Source organism: Nocardia transvalensis (assembly GCF_015477765.1).
In the GTDB taxonomy this organism is placed as follows: Bacteria; Actinomycetota; Actinomycetes; order Mycobacteriales; family Mycobacteriaceae; genus Nocardia; species Nocardia transvalensis_A.
In genome coordinates this window covers 262,077-286,506 of the sequence record NZ_JADLQQ010000009.1, presented here as the reverse complement: position 1 = coordinate 286,506, position 24,430 = coordinate 262,077, and the positions used below count along the sequence as shown (strand labels likewise).

Below are 24,430 nucleotides of genomic sequence, written 5' to 3'. Positions count from 1 at the left end.
CCGGATCGGCGTCGACCTCGCTGCGCACGAACTCCGCCTGGTCGCAGCACGTCCTCAATGGCCGCCGTGCAGGCGTTGGGAGCCCGTAGCCGTTGGCTCCCAGTTAGGTCTAGCCGCACATGTGGGAGTGGTTGATGCTGTGGCAGTCCTCCCGAGAACCGGGCGACGAGGAGTCAGGCATCACATAGTCCCAGCGATCGGGTACATCCGAATTCGGGACGGCCGCGCCGATACCGGCGCCAATGGCGGCGCCGATCAATGCTCCGGCGAAGCCGGTGACGATGACCAGCGGGCCCCCGACGATACCGATGGCCATACCGATGATGGCGCCGACGAACCCGCCGAGGGCGGCCCCTGCCCAGGTGCTGCGCTCTCTGGGCGAGCTTTGCTTCCAGTAGCCGATCGGTTCGGCCGTCAGGTGCGTGCCGGTTGCGTCGACCCGCGGCCGTAGCTCGACGGTGCCCTGCTCGAGTTCGACGGTCAGCGGCATACGGGCGACGATCGCACCCGTCCGATCGACGACATTCACAGCGTTTTCGGTCACCGTGAACCTGCCGCCGAATAGGTTGGCGGCCAGGCTCTTTCCGTCGGCCGACTTCGAGACTTCGAAGGTGACGCCGTGCTCCGCGCCGTGCACCGTATCCGGAAGTGCGCCGGCCGGTGCGGGTGCCGGCTCGGCGTGCGCGACGCTTCCCGCGGCGCCCGTGGCCGCGATGGTGAAGATGGCTGCCGCAGCAATCTTCTTGATTCTCATTGTGTTCCTCTGGCTCGACCCATCGTCGCGCGGAACGAAATCCTCTATCCGCAACGGAGAGCGGCTTTTTCGATCGCCTCTAGTCTCAACGAACTCTAATTTAGTGGCTCATCGTAGCGAAATGCACTGTGCTGCCCCGAATTTCATTGGCATCGGAAGGTCTGGCATATGCCGTCGGCTCCGCGCAAGACGTGTCGAACCCAGTCCACTCCATCGACAGCCATATGCCACTGCTGCCGTTGAATCGAGCCGAGGGGTCCGGCTCTGTTTGCTGCCGTCCTGGCGCAGCGAGCAGCTCGAACCTCAACGGCGACGGCAAAACGGACCTGATCACCGGACACGTCGGCACCGTTGTCGGCGCCGACGGTATCGCTGTACTGCTGAACACCACCCTCTGAACCCGGGCCACCATCGAGCCACGGGAGCCCGCACCCGTATCGGGGACGGCGTGAAGTGTCGCTGCGGACTCGTCTCGTCGGTCGGGCAAATCGCCCCGCTCGCAGTCTTTGCCGGGTAGAACCAAAGATCCTGCGCGGCGTCGACCTCGACAAACTCTAGGCTTCACGCCATCGTCAGACGTCAAGCTCGGTGAACGAGCGCCTGAGGCATACCGATTGGGCTTTAGGTTTTGGGTGCAAGAGGTGAGCACGTGGCGACCCGAGCGGGATCGACAACAGGGGATGCGCCATGCCGTGATGGATCCGTAGTCCCCGCAGATATTGGCCGGTGATGACCTACGACAAATGGCTACTCGACCACTGGCCCTCCTACGGCCGTAATCCGGAATACCTACGGATCACGTTCGGCTGGTCCTTGCTGCTCATCGTCGTGTTCTGCGTCCTCACCGACCCATGCCTGAGCGCTCGCCGCGACAACCGGCTACCCGACCTCGACCCCGCAGATCTGGCCCCGGATTACCCACCCACCGACATACCACCAAGGCCGATCCACCCACCCCACGCAAACCGGGAACCAGCAGCAGCGCAAAGAAACTGACACAGCTCGGCCCGCTGGCTACGCTGGCGAATTCCGACGTCGTCCCTCGGCGAACCGTGGCGTCGGTCGGGGGATCTGAGATCGGTTGATATCGGCGGAATCCGACGCCGCTGACCGGCGTGTCCCATCAGCTCGGCGTGGCTGCTGAACGCACGCTCATGCCCCGAATATCGTGCGCCGTCCCCTCGCTACTGGGCCGTGATGTTGAACATCCAGCTGATCCCGAACTGGTCCACGAGCGAGCCCGCCTCGTCGCCCCACACCTGCTGTTCGAGGGGCAGTGTTACGGTGCCGCCGACCGAAAGCTTCTCGAAATAGCCGCGGAGTTCGTCGTCGTCGCCACCGATGAAGACCGCAACGTTGTTACCTGGCCGATAGGGCGGGTGGCCGGGCCGGTCATCCGGGAAGTCCCATCCCATCAGCGTGTAGCCGGCCTGCGTGTCGAGCCGGGCGTGCATGACTTTGTCTGCGTGGGGCGATTCCGGTGAGCCGAAGTCCGCGACCGTTCCGATCGCCAACTCGCCGCCGAAGACCTCCCGATAGAACTCCATCGCTCGCCGCGCGTTGCCGTTGAACACGATGCATGGATTGACTCCAGAACTCACGTGACTCTCCTTCGTGACGCGACCGATCGGGCCGTCCGACGGTCACCAAGCCAACCTTTCAGATAAACACGACACCTTCTGTCGTGATTGTTGGTGAACCTCGGCACATGCATCGATCGATTGGGCTCTCGTACTGCTGCTGCGCCCGCAGGAACGCACTTGTGCTGCCGATTACCGCGCTGTCAGTCGGAGGAGACCGCCGATATGGTGGGGCATGGCGACTTCGGGCTCGGACGATGACCTTGCCGCCGCGACGATCGGCGAGTTGAAACCGTATGCGGTCCCGGTGGTTGTGGAGGATTACAACCCGGAATGGCCGGCCTGGTATGCCGCCGAAGCGGCGTCGGTGCGCGACACGCTCGGGTCGCTCGTGTTGCGCATCGAGCACACCGGTTCCACCTCGGTGCCTGGGCTGGCGGCCAAACCGGTCATCGATATCCTGCTGGTCGTCCCCGACACCACCGATGAGGCTGCCTACGTACCGCCGCTCGAGCGCGCGGGATACACGCTGCGCATTCGTGAACCGGACTGGTACCAGCATCGGTGCCTCATCCGACGGGTAGAAGACGGCGCACCGTACGACGTCAACCTCCATATCTTCTCACCGGAGCTCGGGGCTGCGGAGATCGAGCGAATGCTCGCCTTCCGCGACTGGCTGCGTACTCACGACGACGATCGCGCGTACTACGAAGCGGCCAAGCGGGAACTAACCCAACGCCGGTGGAAGTACGTGCAGCACTACGCCGACGCCAAAAGCGATGTCGTCGAGGAGATCCTGACCCGTGCCTTGGAAGGCTGATCATCTTGTCCACAACGCACTGTTCTGCCTGCGGCTTCAGGCGGTCATCGCAACGCGTCGTTGAGTGCTTCTGATGGTGTCTTGTAGCCGAGGGTTTGTCGAGGTCGTTGGTTGAGTTCGTCGGCGATGGCGTCGAGGTCGGCTTGGGTGTAGTCGCGCATGTCGACGGTGCGGGGAAGGTATTGGCGGACAAGACCGTTGGTGTTCTCGTTGCTGCCGCGCTGCCACGGGCTTTTCGGATCGCAGAAATAGACCGGGACCCCGGTAGCGACGGTGAACCGGGCGTGCTCGGCCATCTCGTGGCCCTGATCCCAGGTCAGCGTGCGCCGCACCGCGGCCGGGAGGGTGGTGATCTTCGCCGCGAGCGCGGCCGCGACGAGATCGGCGCGGTGCCCGTCGGGCAGCGCGACCAGCATCAGGAACCGGGTCGAGCGCTCGACCAGCGTCGCGATCGGGGTCATACCGCGGCCGAAGACCAAATCTCCTTCCCAGTGTCCGGGCACCGCACGATCATCGGCCTCGGCTGGCCGTGCGGAAATGCTGAGCACGCCGGGACGGCCCCCACGGCCGTCGGGCAGCCGGGCACCGACCGGGCGCCGCATCGCCCGGCGGGTGCGCAGATACCGGGTCAGCTCGTGGCGCAGGTCGCCGCGGGCCTGGACGAACAGCGACCGATAGATCGTCTCGTGCGACACATAACCCAGGGTGCTCTGCGGGTTTCGCCGCAGCCAGCCCGCGATCTGCTGCGGCGACCAGCGCCGCGCCAGCCGGTCGGCCACCAACGCCGCCAGCTCCGGCTGCTGGGACAGTTTCGTCGGTTTCGGCCGGACCGCCCGCGCCCACGCGGCCCGCTCTGCGACCAAGACCCGATACCGATCCCGGCCACCGTTGCCAGCGACCTCACGCGACACCGTCGACGCCGCCCGCCCCAGCCCGGCCGCGATCGACCGCAGCGACTCGCCGGCGGCCAGACCCCGCGAGATCTCTTCACGCTCAGCCAAACTCAACCGCAACCCACCGCGGCGGCGCGGTGCCGGCCGCACGCCGCCACACCGTTTGAGCAAGTCGCGGACGGTCGAGGGATGCCGGCGCATCTCGCGGGCCAGCACCTTCACCGCCTGCCCGGACCGCCACCGCCGCCACACCTCCTCGACCTCCGCCTCCGACAACGGCGATCTCGCCATCGCACACCACATCCCTCGACATCCGGAGAAACACAGCGTTGCGATGATCCCTTGAGAGCACACCGCATATCGCACGTTGACAGAACGAGAAGCCAGGAACCCGGCAAGACCCTCCTCGTCCTCGGCGACGAAGCTGGTGTGCCAGAAGTGATCGGGAACAGCGATCCAGAATGATTGGATGGTCACGCTCGAGACTCCCCGTTTGATCCTGCGTCGCTGGCGCGAGGAAGACGTTGCGCCCATGGCTGCCATCAATGCCGACCCCGAGGTCATGCGGTGGATCCGTGACGGTAGCGTCCGTGACGAACAGCAGACTCGCGACGGAGTCCGGGCATGGGAGAGCGAGTGGGAGTCACAGGGTTTCGGCCTGTTCGCCGTGGAGATCCGCTCCAGTGGCGAGCTGGCCGGGTTCACCGGCCTTTCGGTGCCCGCCTTCCTGCCGGAGGTACTGCCGGCGGTTCAGGTCGGCTGGCGGCTGGGACGTTCCCACTGGGGGCAGGGCTTGGCCACCGAGGCGGCTGCGGCCGCTGTACGGTTCGGGTTCGAAGAGCGAGAGCTGGAGCGGATCGTCAGCATCACTCAAGTGGGCAACGACGCCTCCGAACGGATCACGACCAAACTGGGGATGCATCAGATCCGGGAGACCGTCAATCCCACCTGCGGTCGGCGAGTACGGGTGTTCGAGTTGTCGTCGGACCGGTACGTCACAGCCACTCGTTGATGACGGCAACGAGAACGGTCGGAGCCACCGCAAAACGCGTTGGCGGACGACTGCGACCACTGCTACCTTTCCGGAGGCCGTGCCAGGGAACGAGGAGGTGGTATCCGTGAACGAAGTATCGACATGGGTGCTCTCCTCAGGGGTCGCGGTCGGGCGATAGATCGTCCGGGAGCGCCGTTCAACAGCACTCCCGAAAGGCACTCCCGTGCAATTCATTTCCGAACAGCGCCTCGACGAGGACAGTATCCTCGAGCGCAAATTCACCCTCGATGAGATCCCCGGCATCCTGTGGACACCCGCATCCGCATCCACACCGGTGCCGCTGATCCTGCTCGGCCATTCCGCCGTCGGACTGCAGAAGATGTACCCGCGATTGTGGCCAGGGCCCGGTGCGCCGTGGCGCAGGGCTACGCGGCGGCCGCCATCGAGCTCCCCGGCAGCGGTGAGCGGCCCCGTTCCGCCGCTGTCGATCAGACCCGCGCCGACCTGCACCGGGCGCTGGCCGCTGGCGATCCGGTCACCGACGACATCGTCGACCGACTCATCCTCCCACTGGTCGACCAGGCGGTCCCGGAATGGCGGGCCGCCCTCGACGCCCTTCTCGCGCTGCCCGAGATCGGCGGCCCGGTCGGGTATTCAGGCGGGGTGGTCTTCATCGGCACCCGGCTCGCGGTGGTCGAGCCGCGCATCACGGCCGCCGTCCTGTTCGCGGGGAGTTACGTGCCCCGCACCATCTTCGAGGAGGCCCGGCAGGTCACCATTCCGCTGCACGTTCTGCTGCAGTGGGACGACGAGGGAAACGATCGGCAGATGGCCCCGGACCTGTTCGACGCCTTCGGCTCCGAGGAGAAGACGCTGCACGCCAATATGGGCGGGCACACCGGCGTCCCGCAGCACGCAGGGGAAGAGGGGAACCGGTTCTTCGCCAGGCACCTGAAGTGAGGCGGGGCCGTCAGGCCACCTGCAGACAATAGAGCCGTCGGCCAGGATGCCGCTATCGAGGACAGGTCCCGGCCTCCTCGATAGCGGTCGCCGCAGTCAACGCACTGGCATGCCGCTGGTCGCGCGTTGACCAGTTGCCCATAGTGGTTGGCTGGCACGGCTTGCGAACGTACGGAAATGCCGATGAGCGGAAGTTCCAAAGCCCCTCGTTCGAAGTTGTTCTAGCAGTGTGGATTCGATCACGTTGCACCGGCGAAGCCCGGTAAACCAACCCTCGGCTCATGACACCGGGCATAGCGTCTGGGCATGAGCTGGTCTTCACCAATTTCCTCGCCGGGTGACCCGTACTACACGCTGCCGAACGAATGGGATTTCGCCGACGAACGCCTTGCCCTGCTCGGCGCGGCCTATGACCCAGGCAGTATCGCGCTCGCGCAACGGCTGGGCGTGAGTGCGGGATGGCGATGCCTGGAAGCCGGAGCTGGCGGCGGGTCCTTCGCACGATGGCAGTGTAGTGCCGTACTGCCCGGCGGTCGGGTGCTCGCGGTCGATGCCGACCCGCGCCATCTCGCCGACCTCCCCGGCCTCGGCGGTGAAGTGGCCCAGCTCGACCTCGTCGCCGACGACATCCCCGAACGGGCATTCGATTTCGTCCACACCAGATTCGTACTGCTGCACATTGCCGACAGGGACATTGTGGTGGAGCGATTGGCCCGAGCGCTGGCACCGGGCGGCGTTCTCATGCTCGAAGAAGGCGATGGGCTCGGCGTACTCGATGAGATGCCGGGTGCATTCGGCGAAGTCTGGCGTGCCTTCGCGCGCTCGACCGAAATCGCGGGCGCGAGCCAATCGTGGGCCCGGAACCTGCCCGCGCAGTTGGAGGCGCTCGGACTCGTCGATGTTCATGCCGAGGCGGAGATCCCGATGTTTCGCGGAGGCTCACCGATGGCGCGCATGTGGAACCTCACCTGGGGACAAGCCCACGACACCTTGGTCGCTCTTGGTGTCCGACCCGAGGTGATTGCCGCCGCGCAGGCCGAGCTGGAAGACGAACAGCGATGGCTGTACGCCCCACCCACAGTCCGTGCATGGGCCCGCCGAGACGACATACCCGATCTGTGAGCGGACCGTCCGCTATTGCCGCTGGGCGCGCGGTCCGGAGCAGCCGCGCGGGACCGCTTCGGCCAGCCCTCCCCGGCTACTTGCGGGCTGCCGCCGCGACAGGGCGAGCACGAGCCCGCGGATCGCGGCGGCGACCAGCAGGAACGCGGCCGCGATCCCGGTGCCGAGAAATGTTCCCCAGAGGATGACGAAGGGACCGATGTAGCCGACCTGCGGCCAGAATCCGCACGGCCCGACGTCTCCGGGGATCGTGGCGCACTCCGGGTGGTCGTTCATGGCGAACACGATGATCGCGAGTATCGACAGGCCGAGTGCCCCAAGCAACGCGAACAACAGCCCTTTGAGCAACCACATGGGGGCCACTGTACAAAAGGCCCGCGCTAATGCACGGACCTTCGTCGTACCATTGGATTCGGTTGTCAGACAGCGGGTTCCGGGTCGGCGTCCCCGCTCGAGGTCCTGCGGAACACAGCGAGATTACCCCCGTCGGACGTCCTCCTGCCGCTTGCGGTCGAGCAAGGGTGGGTCGATCCTTTGCACGGCCAGCGCTCGATGGCCGTTACAGTTTCAACGGCCACATGTGAGTCAGGCGGCAAGTCTAATTGCCCGACATGTCCTGGCCCTGCTGGCCAAGGACGAAGCCCCCTTGGCCGTTGGCGTCCACTCCTGTGTCGAGGATCTTGTCGTCCAGGAGGGCGGCGGCCTGCTGGTCCAGGAAGACCCGTGATCCTTCAGCAGTCACGACCTGGTCTTGTTCGGCCGGTGCCGCGGTGACCGCGGCCTGCAGCGTCTGGGCGTCGTCCGCCACGAAGAATCGCAGTCCGGCATCCTCTGGTGCGCCCTGCGCGGACGTGATATTGCGAACGGCCTCGATGGCGGTGGGGGTAAGTATCAACATGGTGTCCGGTTCCTTTCGCTGTCGTGACAGTCAGCCAGGTCGATGGCGAACTACGGTTCCGCAGGCCAGTCTCCAACCCCCGATGACCGTCCGTGTCGGCAGCTGACACCGGCGATCTTCCCGGGAGTAGCCATTGGCTGCTTCGTGAAACTATCTTTTTTTGTGCCGGTCTCATTTCCCCTGCTCCGGGGCAGATTGTTCCTCGTCACACCCTCTCGACCAGCGGTCGGCGGTCTGAGCTTCCCTGAACGGTAACTGTGACCATCGCCGGCGGACCTGGGCCGACTCGACGAGTTCGAAGACCATCACCGGGTGGTCGACCGAATACTCAGCAGCCCAAGGGATTTAATGAGTGGGATCGCATGTAGGTCCGAGATAGCTTCTGGTCCATGAGGATCCGCGAGTACAGCCCGTCCGACTGGCCCCAGGTTTGGCCCATTATTCGTGACATCGTGCGCTCCGGTGAGACGTTCGCCTACGACCCGGCGATGACCGAGGAGCAGGCGCACGACATCTGGGTGATGGGGCCGCCTGCGACCACCGTCGTCGCCGTGATCGGCGACCGTGTGGTGGGCACCGCCAACGCGTATGCGAATCGGCCCGGGCCGGGCGCGCACGTGTCGACTGCCAGCTTCATGGTCGCCGCCGATGCCCGCGGCCGAGGCGTTGGTGCGGCACTGTGTCGGCATGTGATGGGGTGGGCGGAGGACCGCGGCTTCGCCGGCATGCAATTCAATGCTGTGGCCGAATCCAATCACCGGGCGGTCGATGTCTATAAGCGGTTGGGCTTCGAGATCGTGGGCACCGTGCCTGGGGCGTTCCGCCACCCCACGCTCGGCAGAGTCGGCCTGTATGTCATGTACCGCGAGTTCTGAACTGTCGGGCGTGAGCAGGGCGGCCACTCGGCCCTCTCGACGCGCTAGAGGGTGTCCTGCGTCAAGGTGTTGGCGCGCTCGCTGCTGTGGTTGTCTTCGAAACCACCCGGCGCCCCATCCGCTCCGCGGTCGGGAACGAATGACGATGGTGACTTTTCAGACTCGTGGCCGCAGCGCCATCGCACTAGCCGCCGCGGGGGCACTCCTCGCCTTCCCGACGGTCCTCATCCCCGCTGCCGACGCTGCCCCCGTGTCCGCTTGGGTCCACACCCAGTCCCAACGCCAAGGCGAGTCCCCGCTCGGCGGCATCGGGATGACCCTTGACTTGGACTCGGCGATCGACCTCGCCGCCCACGGCATCAAGGTCGACCGCGACATCCGCCTGACGGTCGGCAAGGGCAGCAAGATCACATACGGAAAGAAGGTCACCGGTGGCACGGTGCGCCTTCATGGCCGTATTCAACTGTCCAAGGACAACAAAAAGACCACGATCTCGAACATGGTCTACGACCTCGAGACCGGTGTCCTGGCTGGCAAGTTCGGATCCAAATCCAACGTTCACATCGCGACGGTCAGGCATCCGGGCAGCGTCCAGGTCGTCACGCACGAGGGCCAAGCGACAGCCACGCTGAAACTGGTGGACCAAGGCACGATCGAACTTTCGCCCGATTTCTTTGCCGCCCTCGACGAGGCTCTCGGCACCACCCTGTCCACCGACATGGACGTCAGCACCGGAATCGACGTCGACGCCACCTTGGATGTAGACGTCAACCTGGCGAACGGGCAAGAGCTCAACACCGATCTGATCACCGCGCTCGGCCTGGACGACGATATCGACACCAGCCTCGGCCTCGAAGCCCTACTGGAGACCGACCTCGACGTTGACACCGAATTGTTCTAACAGCGAGAAGGCTGGTAGACAGCAGCCAGGAACCCTTGACGCTCTAGACCGGTGTCTTGCGTCAACAATTTGGCAGGATTCGGACGGGGTTGGCAACCTATCGGATTGGCGACTCCCTTCACGTCGAAGCCGACGCGCCCCGGTCTGGGTTGTCGCCGTCGGCGTGGGGCCGAATGGGTTACCGGTCAGACTTGTTCGGTGGGGCGAATCACCATCTCGTTGACGGCCGTCCCGCGTGGCCGGCTCACGACGTAGTGGACCGCGTCGGCGATATCGGTGGCCTGCAGCGACTCCGCGTCGCCGGACTGGCGGAGGATGGTCGATCTGATCTCCGGACGGTTGTGGTCGACCAGTTCCGTGGCGACCCTGCCCGGCTCGATCAGTGAGATCCGCACGTGGCGTCCGGTGACCTCCTGTCGCAGCGCTTCGCTGAACGCGCCGACGGCATGCTTGGTGGCGGAGTAGACCGCGTTTCCCTGCACGGCTTTCCGCCCAGCAGTGGAGCTGATGTTGACCATGTCGGCGACCTGCCGGGGACCGGTCTCGGCCGCCCGCAGCAGGTGCGGCAGCGCCGCCTGCGCGCAGTACATCGTGCCGAGCAGGTTGATGCCGACCATCTGCCGCCATTCGGTGACCGGCGCATCCAGCACCGGGCCCACCAGCGCCACGCCGGCGTTGTTGACCAGGATGTCGAGACGGCCGAACTCGGTGACGGTGCGTTCGACGGCGCCACGGGCCTGCTCCTCGTCTGCTACGTCGGCACCGAGCGCCAGCGCCGAGCCGCCGCCGTCACCGATCTTGGCCGAAAGCGCGGTCAACCGATCGAGCCGCCGCGCCACGAGCGCCACCGCCGCGCCCTGCTGGGCAAGCAGGAGCGCCGTCGCCTCGCCGATGCCGCTGGATGCGCCGGTGACCAGGGCGACCGTTCCGTTCAATGAGCCCGCCATGATTCCTCCCAGATGTACGACCGCGGTGTGTCTGCTCCCGTGCGGTATTCGGTCCGGCTGAACATCACAATGTGCCGAAAGGAGCTCCTGCGCTCCTCCTGATGCGTACTCCATGCGCCGTTAACCAGTATGTTGCCGCATCGAGTCCAGGGAAAAGGGAAAGTTCTTCCTGGGAACGCCAGTACCATCCGCTGCGCGGGCGTTCTTCAGCTGGATCGACCCTGTAGGTACACGGTCTTGGGTGTTCGGTCGCCGAGGGTTTGGTGGGGGCCGCTGGGGCGCGGTTCGAGGGCTTTCGCACCCGCGTCCAGGAATGCCTGCTTCCACTTGGTCACCGCCATTGCGGACACCCCGCGCCGCCGCGCGGCCTCCGACACGCTCATCTCACCTTTGAGCACCGATAGCACGATCCGGACCTTGTCCTCGACCGGAATCCTCGCCTTCGCCGTCCGTGCCGTCTGCGCGTCTCCTTGTCGGCTCATGAAGCCAGGACCTCAAACCTGGCGACCCTGCCACGAAGCTCGACGCACTAGAAGGGATATCACTTGAACATATGTTCGAAGCGTCGTAGATTCGGGGCATGTCGATACCGCTGCAGGGGTCGCTGCTGGACGGCTTCGGTGATGTCGGAGTCGGATCGCTGGCCGGGCTGCGTCGGACGGTCCTCGGGGACGGGGCCTGGGTGGATGTGCTTCCCGGGTGGCTGAGTGGGGCGGATCTGTTGTTCGAGCGGTTGGCCGCGGGGGTGCCGTGGCGGGCGGATCGGCGGCAGATGTACGACCGGATGGTGGATGTGCCGCGGTTGCTGCGGTTCTACGGCGAGGACGAGGTGCTGCCGGATCCGGTTCTCGATCAGGCGCGCGAGGCATTGGGCGCGCACTATCGCGACGAACTCGGTGAGCCGTTCCGCACCGCGGGGCTGTGCTTCTACCGCGACGGGAACGACAGCGTGGCATGGCACGGGGATACCGGTGGACGGGGCTCGACCGTCGACACCATGGTGGCGATCGTGTCGGTGGGGGCGGCGCGGGCGTTGCTGCTGCGGCCGCGCGGTGGTGGGTCGAGCGTTCGCTATCGAGTCGGGCATGGGGATCTGATCGTCATGGGCGGGTCGTGCCAGCGCACGTGGGAGCATGCCGTGCCGAAGACCAGACGATCGGTGGGTCCGCGCATCAGTATTCAGTTCCGCCCGCGTGGGGTGCGGTGATCAAGGGATCCATTGGCGAAATCGTCGGTGGTGCCCGATAGATTGGCGGTATGAGCACCGTTGGGGCGGGAATCTTGTCCGTGATGCCGTTGCACACCATCAGTGAGGTCCACGGGGAAAGCGGGCTGCGACAGCGCCTGGAGCTGGAGACCGAGAAACTGCCCGCGCCCGAAAAGGTCGCCGATGCTTTGGATCTGGCCACCGAACTGCATCGAGACGACCGGTACGGTCGCGAGCCCTATCTGAACCACCTACTGCGCGTGGCGATCCGGATCGTCAGTCACTACGAGGTCCGCGACACCGAGGTGGTGGTGGCGGGCCTGCTGCACGATTCGGTGGAGGACCACGCTCCCGAACTGGCCGGTGAGCGCTCGGGCTCCCCCGTCGATGCCGCCTTGGCCGAGGTGCGCGACCGCTTCGGCGATCGCGTCGCGAATCTCGTGGCCGCCGTGACCAATCCGGCCCGCGAGCCGGGCGTGGACCGGCACGTGCAGTACCGCGAGCACGTCGCCGCCAGCCTGGATCGCGAGCCGTGGGCGCGGGTGGTGAAGATTTCCGACTTCACCGACAACGGCGTGGGCATCCTCTACGCCACCGGACCGGTCATGCACCGCCTGGCCACCAAATATCGCCCGCTCACCGACATCTACCGCGACCTGGTGACCCGCCCGGACACTCCGCTGGTCGACCACGTCAAACAACACATTCTCGACCAACTCGACCGCGCCGACGAGAGATTCCACGCCATCCTCAGCGACGCCTGAATCCCCTGAGGCCTTGGGTAAGCAGCGTGGTCCGCATCCCGATCGAGCAGGATCGTTCTCAGGGGCGGCGGGCGAAATCCGGTGCGTGCTCGGGCAATATGCCGCGCGCGACAAGGAACGGGGGAAGGCTGCGGATCACCGGTAGGCGGCGGAACACCCGCAGCGGCACCGGGGTCCGGTCGGAATTGGAGACGTTCAACCGGCCGGAGACCGCGGGGCCGATGGCCACGGCGTGCATGAAGCGTTGCATCCGCTGCGTGACGACGGTCGGTAGGGTGCGCCGGCGCTGCACGCGCGCCAGATCGGCCACACTCACCTGATGGGACAGCAGTTTCGGAACCAGGATCCGGGCCGCCGCGACGGCGTCCTGCACGGCCAGGTTGATGCCGACGCCGCCCACCGGTGACATGGCATGGGCCGCATCGCCCAGACACAGGAAGCCGTCGGTATACCAGCGGTCGAGCCGGTCGAGCTTCACGTCGAGCAGCCTCACCTCATCCCAGTCCCGCACCGCCTCGATCCGGTCGGCCAGCCACGGCACGGCGTCGGCCATGGTGCGCATGATCTCGGTGACCGGGCCGCGGCGCAGTGCGGGATCGCTGCCCTTGGCGATGAGGGTGGCGCACTGCCAGTAGTCGCCGCGGTCGAGCATGATTGCCACCCGGTCGGCCGTCAGCACCGGGACCGCGCCCGCGGGGTCGGTATCGTGGCGCGGAATCCGGAACCACCACACATCGAACGGCGTTGCCCACCTGTGGGATCCGAGCCCCGCGGCGGCCCTCAGCACCGAGCCGCGACCGTCGCAGGCCAGCGTCAGATCGGCGCGGATCTCGCCGGTATCGCCGTCGTCGGTCCGATAGCGCACGCCGACCACGCGGCCGCCCTCGCGCACGAGATCGGTGGCCTCGGTGTGCATCCGCAACCGGAAACTCGGCTCCTGGTCGGCGGCGCGGGCGAGCAGATCCAGCAGATCCCACTGCGGGACCATGGCGATGTATTTGTGCCTGCCCGGCAGATTCTCGAAGCTCGCGAAGGTGAACATCCGCCCGCGCAAGGGCAGTTGGACCGCGGTGAGCCGCCGCTGCGGCAGCTTGGCGAACTCCTCGCCGAGACCCAACTCGTCCAACAGGTCCAGCGTGGTCGGATGGACGGTGTCGCCGCGGAAATCTCGCAGGAAGTCATCGTGTTTCTCGAGCACGGTCACGTCGACCCCGGCACGGGCCGCCAACAGGGCGAAAACGATTCCGGCAGGGCCGCCGCCGGCGACCAGACAGGTCGTGCGTTCCATCGGGACACCCTCTTCGGTCCGCGTCGCAAATACCGGTTCCCTCGATGGTAGGCGGCGCGGCGGGCCGGATCAGGTGTTCTCGCGGCGCAGGATGAAAAAGTAGGGGGCCGTCATGCCGCGCAGATCCATGACGCCGAGCAGGGTTTCGTCGTCCACGAGACGAAAGATGTCGATGATCGGCAGGTGATCGTAAATCATTGCGGCGCTGACCTTTCCGCGGTACTCCAGATCACGCAGCCGGGCCCGGGGCGTGCGGGTGCGCAGCAGCGGGCGCAGAACGGGCAGCAGGGCGCGGGCCGCCCGGATACCCGCCATCGGGATGCGGCCCGCGAGGGCAAGCGGGACGCGGCGCGGATCGATCGGGAACACGGCCCCGTCCGAACCCGCGAACAACAGCGGCTGCACGGCCTCGGACCCGTCGAATTGCTTACCGTACCAACCCGATTCGAGCAGCACTCCGGCCCACGGGTGACCCGTGTCCAGTTCGTCGCCGCGCCAGCGCCCGGTGGTGATCTCATCGACACGCACCGCGGGCAGGCTGTCGAACAATTCCCACGCCTGCTGCGGCGTGCAGCCACCGACCTGCAGCCCGCGCAGACGCGCGGCGGGCGTTTCGACGCGGGCCATCTCGTCCTCCTCGACGTAGCGACCGAATGACACATTCGCCCTCACGATATCTCACGACGGGTCCGATGACGGTGATCGAGACCACTGGAATCGCCGCTGGACCTGAAGTGTGGTTGAGGAGCAACGATGAGTGCATGACCGCAGTACGCAGCAACGCCCCTCGCGTCGAGGACACCACCGTCGACCACACCGACGATATCGCCGCCATCCGCGCGATCGTCGGCAATGTCGAAGCGGGCTACAACACCAACGACGCCGAGCTGATGATCGCCGACTTCACCGCCAACGCCGCCGTCGTCAATGCGGTGGGCACGCTGCTGACCGGACGCGATGCGCTGCTCGACAGCAGCCGCGCCGGGCTGGCCGGATTTCTGAAGGACGAGTACGTCCGCTACGACGTCATCGATGTGACGTTCCTGCGCCCGGACGTCGCCCTCGCCCACAAGGTCGCCCGCACCACCACCGCAGAGGGCGAGCTCATCGACCAGGAGCCCGCCATGATCGCGCTGTATGTGCTGGTGAAACAGGACGGCCGCTGGTGGGCAGCGGCACGTCAGAACACCCTGATCCCCCGGGCTGCCTGAGGCTCGGGCATGCCCCCGCCGGTTTCCGTACACCCCCGGCGGGGGCATTCGGCGTCGGTAGGCTGGTCTTGTGCAGACGAGCCTGCAGCCGCATGTGGCCGCCGCCAATGATCTGACCGGGCGGTGGTGCGCGGTGGCGGGCACCGACGATTTCGTGCTGTCCGGATGTGGCCTGTGGCCGCTGCTGAGCGTGCTGGCCGGGGCCGCCGATGAATCGGCGCGGTCGGAACTGGCTGCGGCGGTGGGGCTTCCGGCCGACGCCGCACAGGACGGTGCGCTGCGGCTGCTGGCCGAATTGCGAGACGCCGAAACCGTGGCGGCCGCCCTCGGTGTGTGGGTGCGCGCGGATATCGAGTTACACCGGGAGTGGGTGCGGGCGCTGCCCGCCGGGACCGTCGACAAACTCACCGGACAGGAGGCGCTCGATGCCTGGGCGGCTCGGCACACCGATGGGCTCATCCGGCGCTTCCCGCTGCAACTGACCCCGCAGGAGCTGATGGTGCTGGCCACCGCGGTAGTCGCGCGGACCGCATGGTTGCAGCCGTTCCACGACGATGTGCTCGAACCGCAGGACGGGCCGTGGCGGGGGCATCGCGGGCCGGGACTGTCGCGCGATTCGAAACGGCTCGACGACGCCGCGATCCTGGCCGGACCGACGCCGGTGACGCGGGTCGTGGTGCGGGGCACCGGCGACCTCGACGTGCATCTGTTCCTGGGCGACGGCACGCCGGGCGAGGTGCTCGGCATCGGGCTCGCCGCGTTGGACGGAACGATCGAGGCCCGTTCGGATCTGCCCGTCGGCACCGAGGGGCCGGGCCTGATCGTGCGCGAAACCCGTGCCGTCGCCGACACCCTGCGCATCGAACTGCCCCCGTTCGAGATTCGCTCCTCGCATGGGCTGCTCCAGCACGCCGACCTGTTCGGCCTGCGCACCGCGACCGACAGCAGCCGCCAACATTTCCCGGCCATCTCCCCCACCCCGCTCTACGTCGCCCAGGCCGGTCAGGATGCCTTGGCCCGCTTCACCCGGGAGGGTTTCGAAGCCGCCGCGGTCACGGCGATCACCCTGGCCCGAGCCGCCGCATTCCGCCCGCACACCACCAGAGAAATCTCCGCAACCTTCGATCGGCCCTTCGGCTTTCTCGCCGTACACCGCCCGACCGGACTGGTCATCGTGGCGGGCTGGCTCGCACAGCCACCGACTCGAGTTCCGGAGTCGTCGATAGGCGGCACGGATTAGTTCGTCGCCCATCTCGCACACCCTGGGGATCCATGTCTGCCTACCCGCCACTTGGCGAACAGTGTGCGGTATAGCGCACAGTGTTCGAATAAGGAACACTGTACGGAAAGGATGTCCTCATGACCTTCGATATCGAGCGCTGGCAGGCCCGGCTGGATGATCTACGCGCCGCCCACCACGTCCCGGGTGCGACGCTCGCCGTGCTCGTCGACGGCGAGGTCCACGAGTTGGCCACCGGGGTGCTCCACCGCGGGACCGGTGTCACGGCGACACCGGATTCGGTGTTCCAGTCCGGTTCGATCGCCAAGCTCTACACGGCGACGCTGGTGATGCAGTTGGTCGAATCGGGTGCGGTGGACCTGGATTCGCCTGTCGCGGCGGTCCTGCCCGAATTCGCGACCGCGGACCCGCAGGCCACAGACACCATCACCGTCCGGCAGCTGCTCTCCCATACGGGCGGGCTCACCTGCGATTTCACCTTCGACAGCGGCCGCGGCGACGATTGTCTGCAGCGCTATGTCGCCGCCGCCCGCGAGGTGGCACTGGATTGCCCACCGGGAGCGGCGATCTCGTACTCGAGCGTCGGCTACAACGTGCTGGGTCGTCTCGTCGAGGTGCTGACCGGGCTGAGCTGGGACGACGCGGTGAAGCAGCGGTTGGCTGCCCCGCTCGGGCTCACCCATACGATGACCCTGCCGGAGGAGGCGCTGCGTTTCCGGGTCGCGATGGGCCATTCCGGCGAACCCGGCCGAGATCCCGAACCGGTACCGGCCTGGGATCTCATGCCGCGCAGCGCGGGACCCTACGGACGGGTGCTGGTCACGGCCGCGGATATGGTTCGTTTCGCGCGACTGCATCTCGACGGCGGTCTCACGCCGGACGGCACGCGGGTTCTCGCCGCGGAAACCGTTGCGGCCATGCAGCGTCGCGAGGTCGATGTACCCGACAAATGGACGGTCAGCGCCGACGGATGGGGACTGGGCTGGACCCTGTACGACTGGGACGGCGTGGCAGGCTACGGCCACGACGGCGCCGCCACCGGGCAATACTCCTATCTGCGGGTAGTGCCGTCGGCGGGTGTCGTTGTCGCGCTGATGACCAACGGTGGCGGGGCGCGCCGGCTCTACAGCACCCTGTTCCGCGAACTGCTCGCCGAACTGGCCGATGTCCGCATGCCCGACTCCTTCGCCCCGCCCGCACAGCCACCGGTCGTCGACATGAGCCCACTCACCGGCGTGTACGAGCGCGAAGGTGTGATCATCACGATCACCGACGATCCGGTCCCGCACCTGCGGTACGAATTCGTGGGCGGCATGAAGGACTTCTCGCCGCCGCTGGAGGCGGAACTGGTGCCGGTATCCCAGGGGGTGTTCGCGGGCGCCGGGGCCGGAGCGTTCGCCGAGGCGTGGATGCCGGTGGTGTTCGCGGCCCTGCCGGACGGAACACCCTGCTGCTACATCGGAATGCGTTGCGCACCCAAGGTTGCCGCGTGAGCGACGACCACCGGCACGGTCAGCCGGTGATCTCCCACTCGTAGACCGTCACTTCGGAGGCGCCGGTGGTGTGGATGGGGTCGGTGAAGACCAGATCCTTTGCCGCGGTGAGATCTTCGGCCAGGACGACATACGCGCCGCCGCTACCGTCGGTGAAACGACCGGTGCAGTCGAGCCGCCCCTGGGCACGGACGTCGGCGAGCCAGTCGCGGTGGGGCTGGATGACGGCGTCGTCCCACCGCGGGGTGCGCAGGGCCATGACGAGGTACTTACGCACCTACGCCTCACCGTCGCGTGGGGTGCGGGTCGCGGCGGCCGCGGCACGCACCTGGGGTGCCACCAGCACCACCTGGCCGAGCACGCCGTTGACGAAGCCCGGCGAATCGTCGGTGGACAGCTCCTTGGCCAGCTCCACCGCCTCGTCGACGGCCACCACCGGCGGGACGTCGTTGGCGTGGAACAACTCCCACACCGCGACCCGCAGGATGGCGCGGTCGACGGCGGGCAGCCGCGACAGCGTCCAATCCTGCAGGTAGGACTCGATGGTGCCGTCGACCCGGTCGAGATCGTCGGCGACGCCCTCGACCAGGGTTTGGGTGTAGGGGTTCACCGGTGCCACCGACTCGTCCCGCACCGCCAGCTGCGCGCGCTCGGCGAGCAGCTCGGCGGGGTCGACGTCGCGGGCCTCGGCCTCGAACAGCAGGTCCACCGCGCGGCGGCGGGCCTTGTGCCGGGCACCGAGTTTCTTGTACGAGGACTTCTTGTCCCCGGGCTGATCCGCCACAGTCACCAGATTAGGCGTTGACGCGGCCGAGGTAGCTGCCGTCGCGCGAGTCGATCTTCAGCTTGTCGCCCTGGTTGATGAACAGCGGGACCTGCACCTCGGCGCCGGTCTCCAGGGTCGCGGGCTTGGTGCCCGCGCTGGAGCGGTCGCCCTGCAGGCCGGGCTCGGTGTGGGTGACCTCGAGCTCCACGGTGACGGGCAGCTCGACGTAGAGCACCTCGCCGTCGTGCATCGCGACCTGCACCGGCATGTTCTCCAGCAGGAACTTCGCGCTGTCGCCGAGCACCTTGTCACCAATGTGGATCTGGTCGTAGGTGTCGCCATCCATGAAGATGTAGTCCGACCCGTCGTGGTACAGGTAGGTCATATCGCGGCGGTCGACGGTGGCGACCTCCACCTTGACGCCCGCGTTGAAGGTCTTGTCGACCACCTTGCCGGAGAGGACGTTCTTCAGCTTCGTTCGCACGAACGCCGGACCCTTACCCGGCTTGACGTGCTGGAATTCGACGATCTGCTGCAGCTGATTGTCGATCTTCAGCACGAGGCCGTTCTTGAAGTCGCTCGTGTCCGCCACTGTCCTCGGGTCTCCTTGTTGTTAAATCAAACACCGTCGTAGGGCAACCGTGCGTCAGTCGACCACGGTCAGGTCTTTACTCGTTAGCGTGAGCAGTTCGGGGCCCCCCTCGCGAACCACGAGCGTATCCTCGATCCGCACACCGCCGCGGCCGGGGAAGTACACACCTGGCTCGACGGTCACCGCCACGCCACCGAGCAGTGTACCTGTGCCCGTTTTGGAGATTCCGGGCGCTTCGTGGATCTGCAGGCCGACACCGTGCCCGAGCCCGTGCACGAACAGCTCGCCGTGCCCGGCCGCCTCGATGATCGAGCGGGCGGCGGCGTCCACGGCCTTGCACTCCACGCCCGGTTTCAGTGCGTTCCGTCCCGCCCGCTGCGACTCACGCACCAGCTCGTACACCTCGCGCTGCCAGTCGCTGGGCGTGCCGAGCACCAGGGTACGGGTCATGTCGGAGTGGTAGCCGTCGACCACCGCGCCGAAGTCGAGTTTGACGAAATCGCCGGGCGCCAGCACCGCCTCGGTCGGACGGTGATGGGGCACGGCGGAATTGGCGCCGGTGGCGACGATCGTTTCGAAGGCGACGGCCTGTGCGCCACGCTCGAACATCAGCCATTCCAGCTCGCGTGCCACCTGCCGCTCGGTGCGCCCGGGGCGCAGGCTGCCGCGCTCGAGCAAGGCCGCCAGGGCCGAGTCCGCGGCGGCGCAGGCAGCCCGCAGCCGGTCGACCTCGTAGGCGTCCTTCACCAGGCGCAGCTGCTCCACCAGACCGGGGGTGCGGACCAGTTCGAGGCCCGCGCCCCATTCGATGAAGCTGCGGTGCTGGTCGACGGTGACGACGTGGCTTTCGAAACCGACGCGGCCGGTCTGCCACTCCCCCGCCAGCTCCACCAGCCGCCGGGCGCTGGACCGCGCGATCTCCGCGCGCAGATCCGGGACCTGCTCGGCCACCTGGGTCGCGTAGCGGCCGTCGGTGCAGATCACGGTGCGGTCCTCGGCGCCGTCCCAGGAATAGACCAATAGCGCCGCATTGGATCCGGTGAAACCGGTCAGATATCTGATATTCACCAGATCGGTCACCAGCAGGGCATCGACCCCGTTCTCCACCAACAGGTCCCGCAGCGCGGCCCGCCGGGCCGCATGATCGGGACGGTGCGCGCCGTGATCAGCAGACATGGTTTCCACGCTACCGCTGACCGGTCCGCAATCCCCATTCCGCTCACAGTCGCGCGAATGTCGCGCCCTCGTGTGCGAGCGGGGCGAATCCCGTCTGCCGGGCCCTTTCGGAGTCACGGGTTGTTCACATCCGTTGGGGTTGTCCACATTTCGTGTTCGCACGGCCCACCGGACGAATCTCCGGCGCACGATCAGGACATGACTGTCATCGCGCTCGCTTTACTGACCCTCTGGTGCACGGTGCTGAGCCTCATCGATCTGCGCACCCGCCGGCTACCCGACCTGTTGACCCTCCCCGGTGCGCTGGCGATCCTCGGCTATGCGATGGCAACGGGCCGCTTCGCCGCCGCGGCCGCCGGCGCCCTGCTGCTGTTCATGCCGTATCTGCTCGTCCATCTGGCGGCACCGTGCGCCTTCGGCGCCGGAGATGTGAAACTCGCGCTCGGCCTCGGCGCAGCCGCCGCCTGCGGTGGCGCACCGGCATGGGCGTGGGCCGCCGTCGCCGCCCCAGCGCTCACGGGGGCGGCCGGTGTCGTGGCGGTCGTCGCGCACGCCCGGCGCGCCCGCGCCTCACCCGCCGAACTCTCCCTACCTCATGGGCCTTCGATGTGCCTGGCAACTGTCGTCGCGCTGTTGACCACCCCTTAGCGATCACGATGGCCCTTCGCTTCGCTCAGGGATGAAAGAGTAAGGACCGCTCAGGGATGAAAGAGAAGGACCGGTCAGGAATGAGAGATAGCGGCCCGCAGGCACCCACCTCTCACCCCCGGCAAGCACCCACCTCCCACACCCGGCAAACACTCACCTCCCACCCCGGCAGGCACTCACCTCCCACACCCGACAGGCACCCACCTCCCACACGCGGCAAGCACCCACCTCCCACACGCGGCAAGCACCCACCTCCCACACCCGACAGGCACCCACCTCCCACACCCGACAGGCACCCACCTCCCACACGCGGCAAGCACCCACCTCCCACACGCGGCAAGCACCCACCTCCCACACCCGGCAAGCACCCACCTCCCGCACCCGGCAAGCACCCACCTCCCACCCCGACAGGCACTCACCTCCCACACGCGACAGGCACCCACCTCCCACACCCGACAGGCACCCACCTCCCACACCCGACAGGCACCCACCTCCCACACCCGACAGGCACCCACCTCCCACACCCGACAGGCACCCACCTCTCACCCCAGCAGGCACCCACCTCTCACCCCAGCAGGCATTCACCTCCCACCCCGGCAGGCATTCACCTCTCATCCCTGAGCGAAGCGAAGGGGCGCTGGCCGCCGCTGGCGAATCTCGGGCATCGGCCGTGGTCGGGGGCGACGCGCGCGACCGCGACCGCGCTCCGTCGCGCCGTGCGGGTGGCCCACATGACCGGGTGACCGTGCTGACGTGGAAAGATGGAGTCCGTGTTGCGCTGGATAACTGCCGGAGAATCCCATGGTCCCGCCCTTGTCGCGATCCTCGAGGGGATGGTGGCCGGAGTCGAGGTGACCTCCGCCGATATTGCCGCGCAACTGGCGCGCCGCCGCCTGGGCTACGGGCGCGGCGCCCGGATGAAGTTCGAGGCCGACAAGGTCACCGTCATCGGCGGTGTCCGGCACGGCCGCACCATGGGTGGTCCGATCGCTATCGAGATCGGCAACTCCGAGTGGCCGAAGTGGACGCAGGTCATGGCCTCCGATCCGGTCGACGAGGCCGAACTGGCCGAGCTGGCCCGCAACGCGCCGCTGACCCGGCCGCGGCCCGGGCACGCCGACTACTCCGGCATGCTCAAATACGGCTTCGACGACGCCCGGCCGGTGCTCGAGCGGGCCAGCGCCCGCGAGACCGCGGCCCGTGTCGCCGCCGGCACCGTGGCGCGGCAGTTCCTGCGGCAGGCGCTGGGTGTCGAGGTCGTCTCGCACGTGGTGTCCATCGGAACCGCCCAGGCCGCAGCCGGTTTGGTGCCGACGGCCGCGGATCTGGCCGCCATCGACGAGAGTCCGGTGCGTGCCTTCGACAAGCAGGCCGAGGCGGCGATGATCGCCGAGATCGAGGCCGCCAAGAAGGACGGCGACACGCTCGGCGGCGTCGTCGAGGTCGTGGTCGAGGGGCTGCCGGTCGGGCTGGGCTCGTTCACCAGCGGCGAGAACCGCCTCGACGCGCGGCTGGCCGGGGCGCTCATGGGGATTCAGGCCATCAAGGGCGTCGAGGTCGGCGACGGTTTCGAGACCGCGCGCCGGCGCGGCAGCCAGGCCCACGACGAGATGCGGCCCGGCCCCGACGGCGTGCTGCGCTCCACCAACCGGGCCGGTGGCCTCGAGGGCGGCATGACCAACGGGGAGCCGCTGCGGGTGCGCGCGGCGATGAAGCCGATCTCGACCGTGCCGCGGGCGCTGTCGACGGTGGACATGTCCACCGGCGAAGAGGCCGCCGCCATCCATCAGCGCTCGGACGTGTGCGCGGTCCCGGCCGCCGGTGTGGTGGCCGAGGCGATGGTCGCGCTGGTGGTCGCGCAGGCGGCGCTGGAGAAGTTCGGGGGCGATTCGCTGCCGGAGACGGTCGAGAACCTCACCAGCTACCTGAAGCGGATCAACGCCCGCCCGCACATCCCGGGCACCGTGACGTCATGATCGTGCAGACCGACCCGCGCCGGCCGTGCGTGGTGCTGGTCGGGCCGCCGGGGGCGGGCAAGTCGACGATCGGCCGCAAGCTCGCCAAGGAACTCGGCGTCGAACTGTTCGACACCGACGCCGGGATCGAGGCGGAGACCGGACGGACGATCCCCGAGATCTTCGCCGACGACGGCGAACCCGAGTTCCGGCGCATCGAGGAGCGGGTAGTGCGCCGCGCCGTGCTGTCCCACACCGGTGTGGTGTCACTCGGTGGTGGCGCGGTGCTGTCGTCGGCCACGCGTGAACTGCTGCGCGGGCGCACCGTGGTCTATCTGGAAATCAGTGTGGCCGAAGGACTCCGGCGCACCGGCGCCGGTACCAACCGGCCGCTGCTGACCGGTGACGACCCGGGCGCCAAGTACCGCGCCCTGATGCGCGAGCGCCGCCCCTTCTACCGGGAGGTGGCCAGCGTGCGGGTGCGCACCGACGGCCGCAGCCCCGGCCGGGTGGTCCGCAACATCATGGCGAGGCTGGATCTGCAACCGGCCGAACCCAAGCCGACCTCCGCTCCACCGCGTCCCGTCGACGGCGAGGGCACCAGCCGCCGCGCCCGCGCGCGACGCCGTCGCCGTGGTCAATCGAAATACACGGGCGTGCAAACGAATTCGACGACTGCGACCACCGATCGGGACGCACCCGCCGCGGCACCGGACGAAGCCGCAGGAACAATGAACGCCGAGGCCCCAGCCACGAACTCGACCGGCCCACGCCGTCGTTCCCGCCGCTCGCGACGCGGGGGGCGGCGCCGCTCGGGCACTGTCACCACAGCGGATTCGCCTGCCGACAGCGGCCTATCGCGCTCTTCGGGTGCAACCACACCAGCGACCGGAGCAGCGCCGACGTCCCCAGAACCCGCGAATTCACCACCACCGTCCGGTCGCGGTAACACGGGCGAGAACCAGCGAACCGCAACGAACTCGGACGAGACGCATTCCGAACCGGATGCGGCCCCCCAAGTCTCGAAGGCCGAGCAAGGCGGCCGACGCCGCCGCAAGCGTGGTGTGCGTCGCGCCGCCGGTGCGCCCGGCGAAACCGTTCCGACGGGACGGCATCCAGCACAGCCCGCCGACGGCCGAGCAAGCCAGTCCACGCCCGCTTTCGATACCGCGAATCCTGTTGCTCCCCAGCAACATTCCGTCGCCGGCCAGAACAACCGTCGATCCCGTCGCACCGCAACCCGCCCGGCCGGTCCACCGACCGGCGCCCCGGCCCATACCGCGTACTCGACCGAGGCGCGGTCACGCTCCCCGCGGCAACGGCCATCCGACACCACGGCCGACGCC

27 protein-coding genes and 2 pseudogenes are annotated in these 24,430 nt (G+C 67.4%); 16 read left to right on the top strand and 13 right to left on the bottom strand.

Going from position 1 to position 24,430, the window contains the following annotated elements; translation table 11 throughout:
* Nucleotides 1-109 precede the first annotated feature (109 nt).
* A complete protein-coding gene (locus IU452_RS26920) occupies nt 110-754 on the bottom strand; it encodes a hypothetical protein (RefSeq protein WP_195111966.1) in 645 nt (214 codons plus the stop codon).
* Nucleotides 755-882: 128 nt separating this feature from the next.
* Here IU452_RS26920 and IU452_RS26915 point away from each other — a divergent pair, with 128 nt between their 5' ends.
* Both IU452_RS26915 and IU452_RS26910 read left to right on the top strand, forming a co-directional pair.
* Entirely contained in the window at nt 883-1,152 is a 270-nt protein-coding gene (locus IU452_RS26915) for a hypothetical protein (protein WP_195111965.1), read from the top strand.
* A 331-nt stretch (nt 1,153-1,483) separates the two neighbouring features.
* Nucleotides 1,484-1,750 (top strand): hypothetical protein, encoded by a 267-nt coding sequence (locus IU452_RS26910; RefSeq protein ID WP_195111964.1) that lies wholly within the window; start codon nt 1,484-1,486, stop codon nt 1,748-1,750.
* A 188-nt stretch (nt 1,751-1,938) separates the two neighbouring features.
* Here the strand turns inward: IU452_RS26910 and IU452_RS26905 are convergent, their stop codons facing one another.
* On the bottom strand, nt 1,939-2,355 hold the full coding sequence (locus tag IU452_RS26905; RefSeq protein WP_195111963.1) for a VOC family protein: 417 nt from the start codon (nt 2,353-2,355) through the stop codon (nt 1,939-1,941).
* A 214-nt stretch (nt 2,356-2,569) separates the two neighbouring features.
* Here IU452_RS26905 and IU452_RS26900 point away from each other — a divergent pair, with 214 nt between their 5' ends.
* Nucleotides 2,570-3,154, top strand: a complete 585-nt coding sequence (locus IU452_RS26900) for a GrpB family protein (RefSeq protein ID WP_195111962.1) — start codon at nt 2,570-2,572, stop codon at nt 3,152-3,154.
* 44 nt (nt 3,155-3,198) lie between these two features.
* Here IU452_RS26900 and IU452_RS26895 read toward each other — a convergent pair whose 3' ends face one another.
* Nucleotides 3,199-4,338 (bottom strand): IS30 family transposase, encoded by a 1,140-nt coding sequence (locus tag IU452_RS26895; protein WP_195111961.1) that lies wholly within the window; start codon nt 4,336-4,338, stop codon nt 3,199-3,201.
* A 178-nt stretch (nt 4,339-4,516) separates the two neighbouring features.
* Between IU452_RS26895 and IU452_RS26890 the strand changes: the two genes are divergently transcribed.
* From IU452_RS26890 to IU452_RS26880, 3 genes and pseudogenes are all read left to right on the top strand, one after another.
* The gene (locus tag IU452_RS26890; RefSeq protein ID WP_195111960.1) at nt 4,517-5,059 is read left to right on the top strand and encodes a GNAT family N-acetyltransferase; all 543 of its coding nucleotides are present in this window, start codon (nt 4,517-4,519) and stop codon (nt 5,057-5,059) included.
* Between the two features lie 205 nt (nt 5,060-5,264).
* Nucleotides 5,265-6,001 (top strand): annotated as a pseudogene (locus IU452_RS26885) (alpha/beta hydrolase).
* Nucleotides 6,002-6,307: 306 nt separating this feature from the next.
* On the top strand, nt 6,308-7,123 hold the full coding sequence (locus IU452_RS26880) for a class I SAM-dependent methyltransferase (protein ID WP_195111959.1): 816 nt from the start codon (nt 6,308-6,310) through the stop codon (nt 7,121-7,123).
* Between the two features lie 12 nt (nt 7,124-7,135).
* Here IU452_RS26880 and IU452_RS26875 read toward each other — a convergent pair whose 3' ends face one another.
* Both IU452_RS26875 and IU452_RS26870 read right to left on the bottom strand, forming a co-directional pair.
* Nucleotides 7,136-7,477 (bottom strand): hypothetical protein, encoded by a 342-nt coding sequence (locus tag IU452_RS26875; protein ID WP_195111958.1) that lies wholly within the window; start codon nt 7,475-7,477, stop codon nt 7,136-7,138.
* Between the two features lie 244 nt (nt 7,478-7,721).
* Nucleotides 7,722-8,021 (bottom strand): hypothetical protein, encoded by a 300-nt coding sequence (locus IU452_RS26870; RefSeq protein ID WP_195111957.1) that lies wholly within the window; start codon nt 8,019-8,021, stop codon nt 7,722-7,724.
* A 389-nt stretch (nt 8,022-8,410) separates the two neighbouring features.
* Between IU452_RS26870 and IU452_RS26865 the strand changes: the two genes are divergently transcribed.
* Entirely contained in the window at nt 8,411-8,896 is a 486-nt protein-coding gene (locus IU452_RS26865; protein ID WP_195111956.1) for a GNAT family N-acetyltransferase, read from the top strand.
* 145 nt (nt 8,897-9,041) lie between these two features.
* The gene (locus tag IU452_RS26860; RefSeq protein ID WP_195111955.1) at nt 9,042-9,797 is read left to right on the top strand and encodes a hypothetical protein; all 756 of its coding nucleotides are present in this window, start codon (nt 9,042-9,044) and stop codon (nt 9,795-9,797) included.
* Nucleotides 9,798-9,982: 185 nt separating this feature from the next.
* Here IU452_RS26860 and IU452_RS26855 read toward each other — a convergent pair whose 3' ends face one another.
* Together IU452_RS26855 and IU452_RS26850 are read right to left on the bottom strand one after the other, a co-directional pair.
* A complete protein-coding gene (locus IU452_RS26855) occupies nt 9,983-10,744 on the bottom strand; it encodes an SDR family NAD(P)-dependent oxidoreductase (RefSeq protein WP_195111954.1) in 762 nt (253 codons plus the stop codon).
* A gap of 206 nt (nt 10,745-10,950) precedes the next feature.
* Entirely contained in the window at nt 10,951-11,226 is a 276-nt protein-coding gene (locus tag IU452_RS26850) for a helix-turn-helix domain-containing protein (protein ID WP_195111953.1), read from the bottom strand.
* A 98-nt stretch (nt 11,227-11,324) separates the two neighbouring features.
* Between IU452_RS26850 and IU452_RS26845 the strand changes: the two genes are divergently transcribed.
* Nucleotides 11,325-11,951: an alpha-ketoglutarate-dependent dioxygenase AlkB gene (locus tag IU452_RS26845; RefSeq protein WP_195111952.1), complete on the top strand. Its 627-nt coding sequence runs from the start codon at nt 11,325-11,327 to the stop codon at nt 11,949-11,951.
* 50 nt (nt 11,952-12,001) lie between these two features.
* A complete protein-coding gene (locus IU452_RS26840; protein ID WP_195111951.1) occupies nt 12,002-12,715 on the top strand; it encodes an HD domain-containing protein in 714 nt (237 codons plus the stop codon).
* A gap of 58 nt (nt 12,716-12,773) precedes the next feature.
* Here the strand turns inward: IU452_RS26840 and IU452_RS26835 are convergent, their stop codons facing one another.
* A complete protein-coding gene (locus tag IU452_RS26835) occupies nt 12,774-14,003 on the bottom strand; it encodes an FAD-dependent oxidoreductase (RefSeq protein ID WP_195111950.1) in 1,230 nt (409 codons plus the stop codon).
* A gap of 69 nt (nt 14,004-14,072) precedes the next feature.
* Nucleotides 14,073-14,630 carry a DUF4334 domain-containing protein gene (locus IU452_RS26830; RefSeq protein WP_195112041.1) on the bottom strand — a complete coding sequence of 186 codons (558 nt, stop codon included), beginning with the start codon at nt 14,628-14,630 and terminating at the stop codon, nt 14,073-14,075.
* A 134-nt stretch (nt 14,631-14,764) separates the two neighbouring features.
* On the opposite strand from IU452_RS26830, the gene IU452_RS26825 reads away from it, so the two are divergent.
* From IU452_RS26825 to IU452_RS26815, 3 genes are all read left to right on the top strand, one after another.
* The gene (locus IU452_RS26825) at nt 14,765-15,214 is read left to right on the top strand and encodes an SgcJ/EcaC family oxidoreductase (protein WP_195111949.1); all 450 of its coding nucleotides are present in this window, start codon (nt 14,765-14,767) and stop codon (nt 15,212-15,214) included.
* A gap of 70 nt (nt 15,215-15,284) precedes the next feature.
* Nucleotides 15,285-16,454 carry a serpin family protein gene (locus IU452_RS26820; RefSeq protein WP_195111948.1) on the top strand — a complete coding sequence of 390 codons (1,170 nt, stop codon included), beginning with the start codon at nt 15,285-15,287 and terminating at the stop codon, nt 16,452-16,454.
* 119 nt (nt 16,455-16,573) lie between these two features.
* Nucleotides 16,574-17,947: a serine hydrolase domain-containing protein gene (locus tag IU452_RS26815; protein WP_195111947.1), complete on the top strand. Its 1,374-nt coding sequence runs from the start codon at nt 16,574-16,576 to the stop codon at nt 17,945-17,947.
* A 19-nt stretch (nt 17,948-17,966) separates the two neighbouring features.
* Here IU452_RS26815 and IU452_RS26810 read toward each other — a convergent pair whose 3' ends face one another.
* Genes IU452_RS26810 through IU452_RS26795 form a run of 4 tightly spaced genes read right to left on the bottom strand, consistent with a single transcriptional unit; the run spans nt 17,967 to nt 20,481 of the window.
* Complete coding sequence (locus IU452_RS26810) at nt 17,967-18,224, bottom strand: YciI family protein (protein ID WP_324192839.1); 258 nt, start codon at nt 18,222-18,224, stop codon at nt 17,967-17,969.
* Complete coding sequence (nusB, locus tag IU452_RS26805; RefSeq protein WP_195111946.1) at nt 18,225-18,731, bottom strand: transcription antitermination factor NusB; 507 nt, start codon at nt 18,729-18,731, stop codon at nt 18,225-18,227.
* Nucleotides 18,732-18,741: 10 nt separating this feature from the next.
* Complete coding sequence (gene efp, locus IU452_RS26800) at nt 18,742-19,305, bottom strand: elongation factor P (RefSeq protein WP_195111945.1); 564 nt, start codon at nt 19,303-19,305, stop codon at nt 18,742-18,744.
* Nucleotides 19,306-19,359: 54 nt separating this feature from the next.
* Nucleotides 19,360-20,481: a M24 family metallopeptidase gene (locus IU452_RS26795; RefSeq protein WP_195111944.1), complete on the bottom strand. Its 1,122-nt coding sequence runs from the start codon at nt 20,479-20,481 to the stop codon at nt 19,360-19,362.
* A 198-nt stretch (nt 20,482-20,679) separates the two neighbouring features.
* Between IU452_RS26795 and IU452_RS26790 the strand changes: the two genes are divergently transcribed.
* From IU452_RS26790 to IU452_RS38430, 3 genes and pseudogenes are all read left to right on the top strand, one after another.
* Entirely contained in the window at nt 20,680-21,129 is a 450-nt protein-coding gene (locus IU452_RS26790; protein ID WP_195111943.1) for an A24 family peptidase, read from the top strand.
* A gap of 770 nt (nt 21,130-21,899) precedes the next feature.
* Nucleotides 21,900-23,105, top strand: a complete 1,206-nt coding sequence (gene aroC / locus IU452_RS26780) for a chorismate synthase (RefSeq protein WP_324192843.1) — start codon at nt 21,900-21,902, stop codon at nt 23,103-23,105.
* Nucleotides 23,102-23,620, top strand: a pseudogene (locus IU452_RS38430) (shikimate kinase); the annotation flags it as partial. The gene aroC and the pseudogene IU452_RS38430, both read left to right, overlap by 4 nt.
* Between the last annotated feature and the right edge of the window lie 810 nt (nt 23,621-24,430).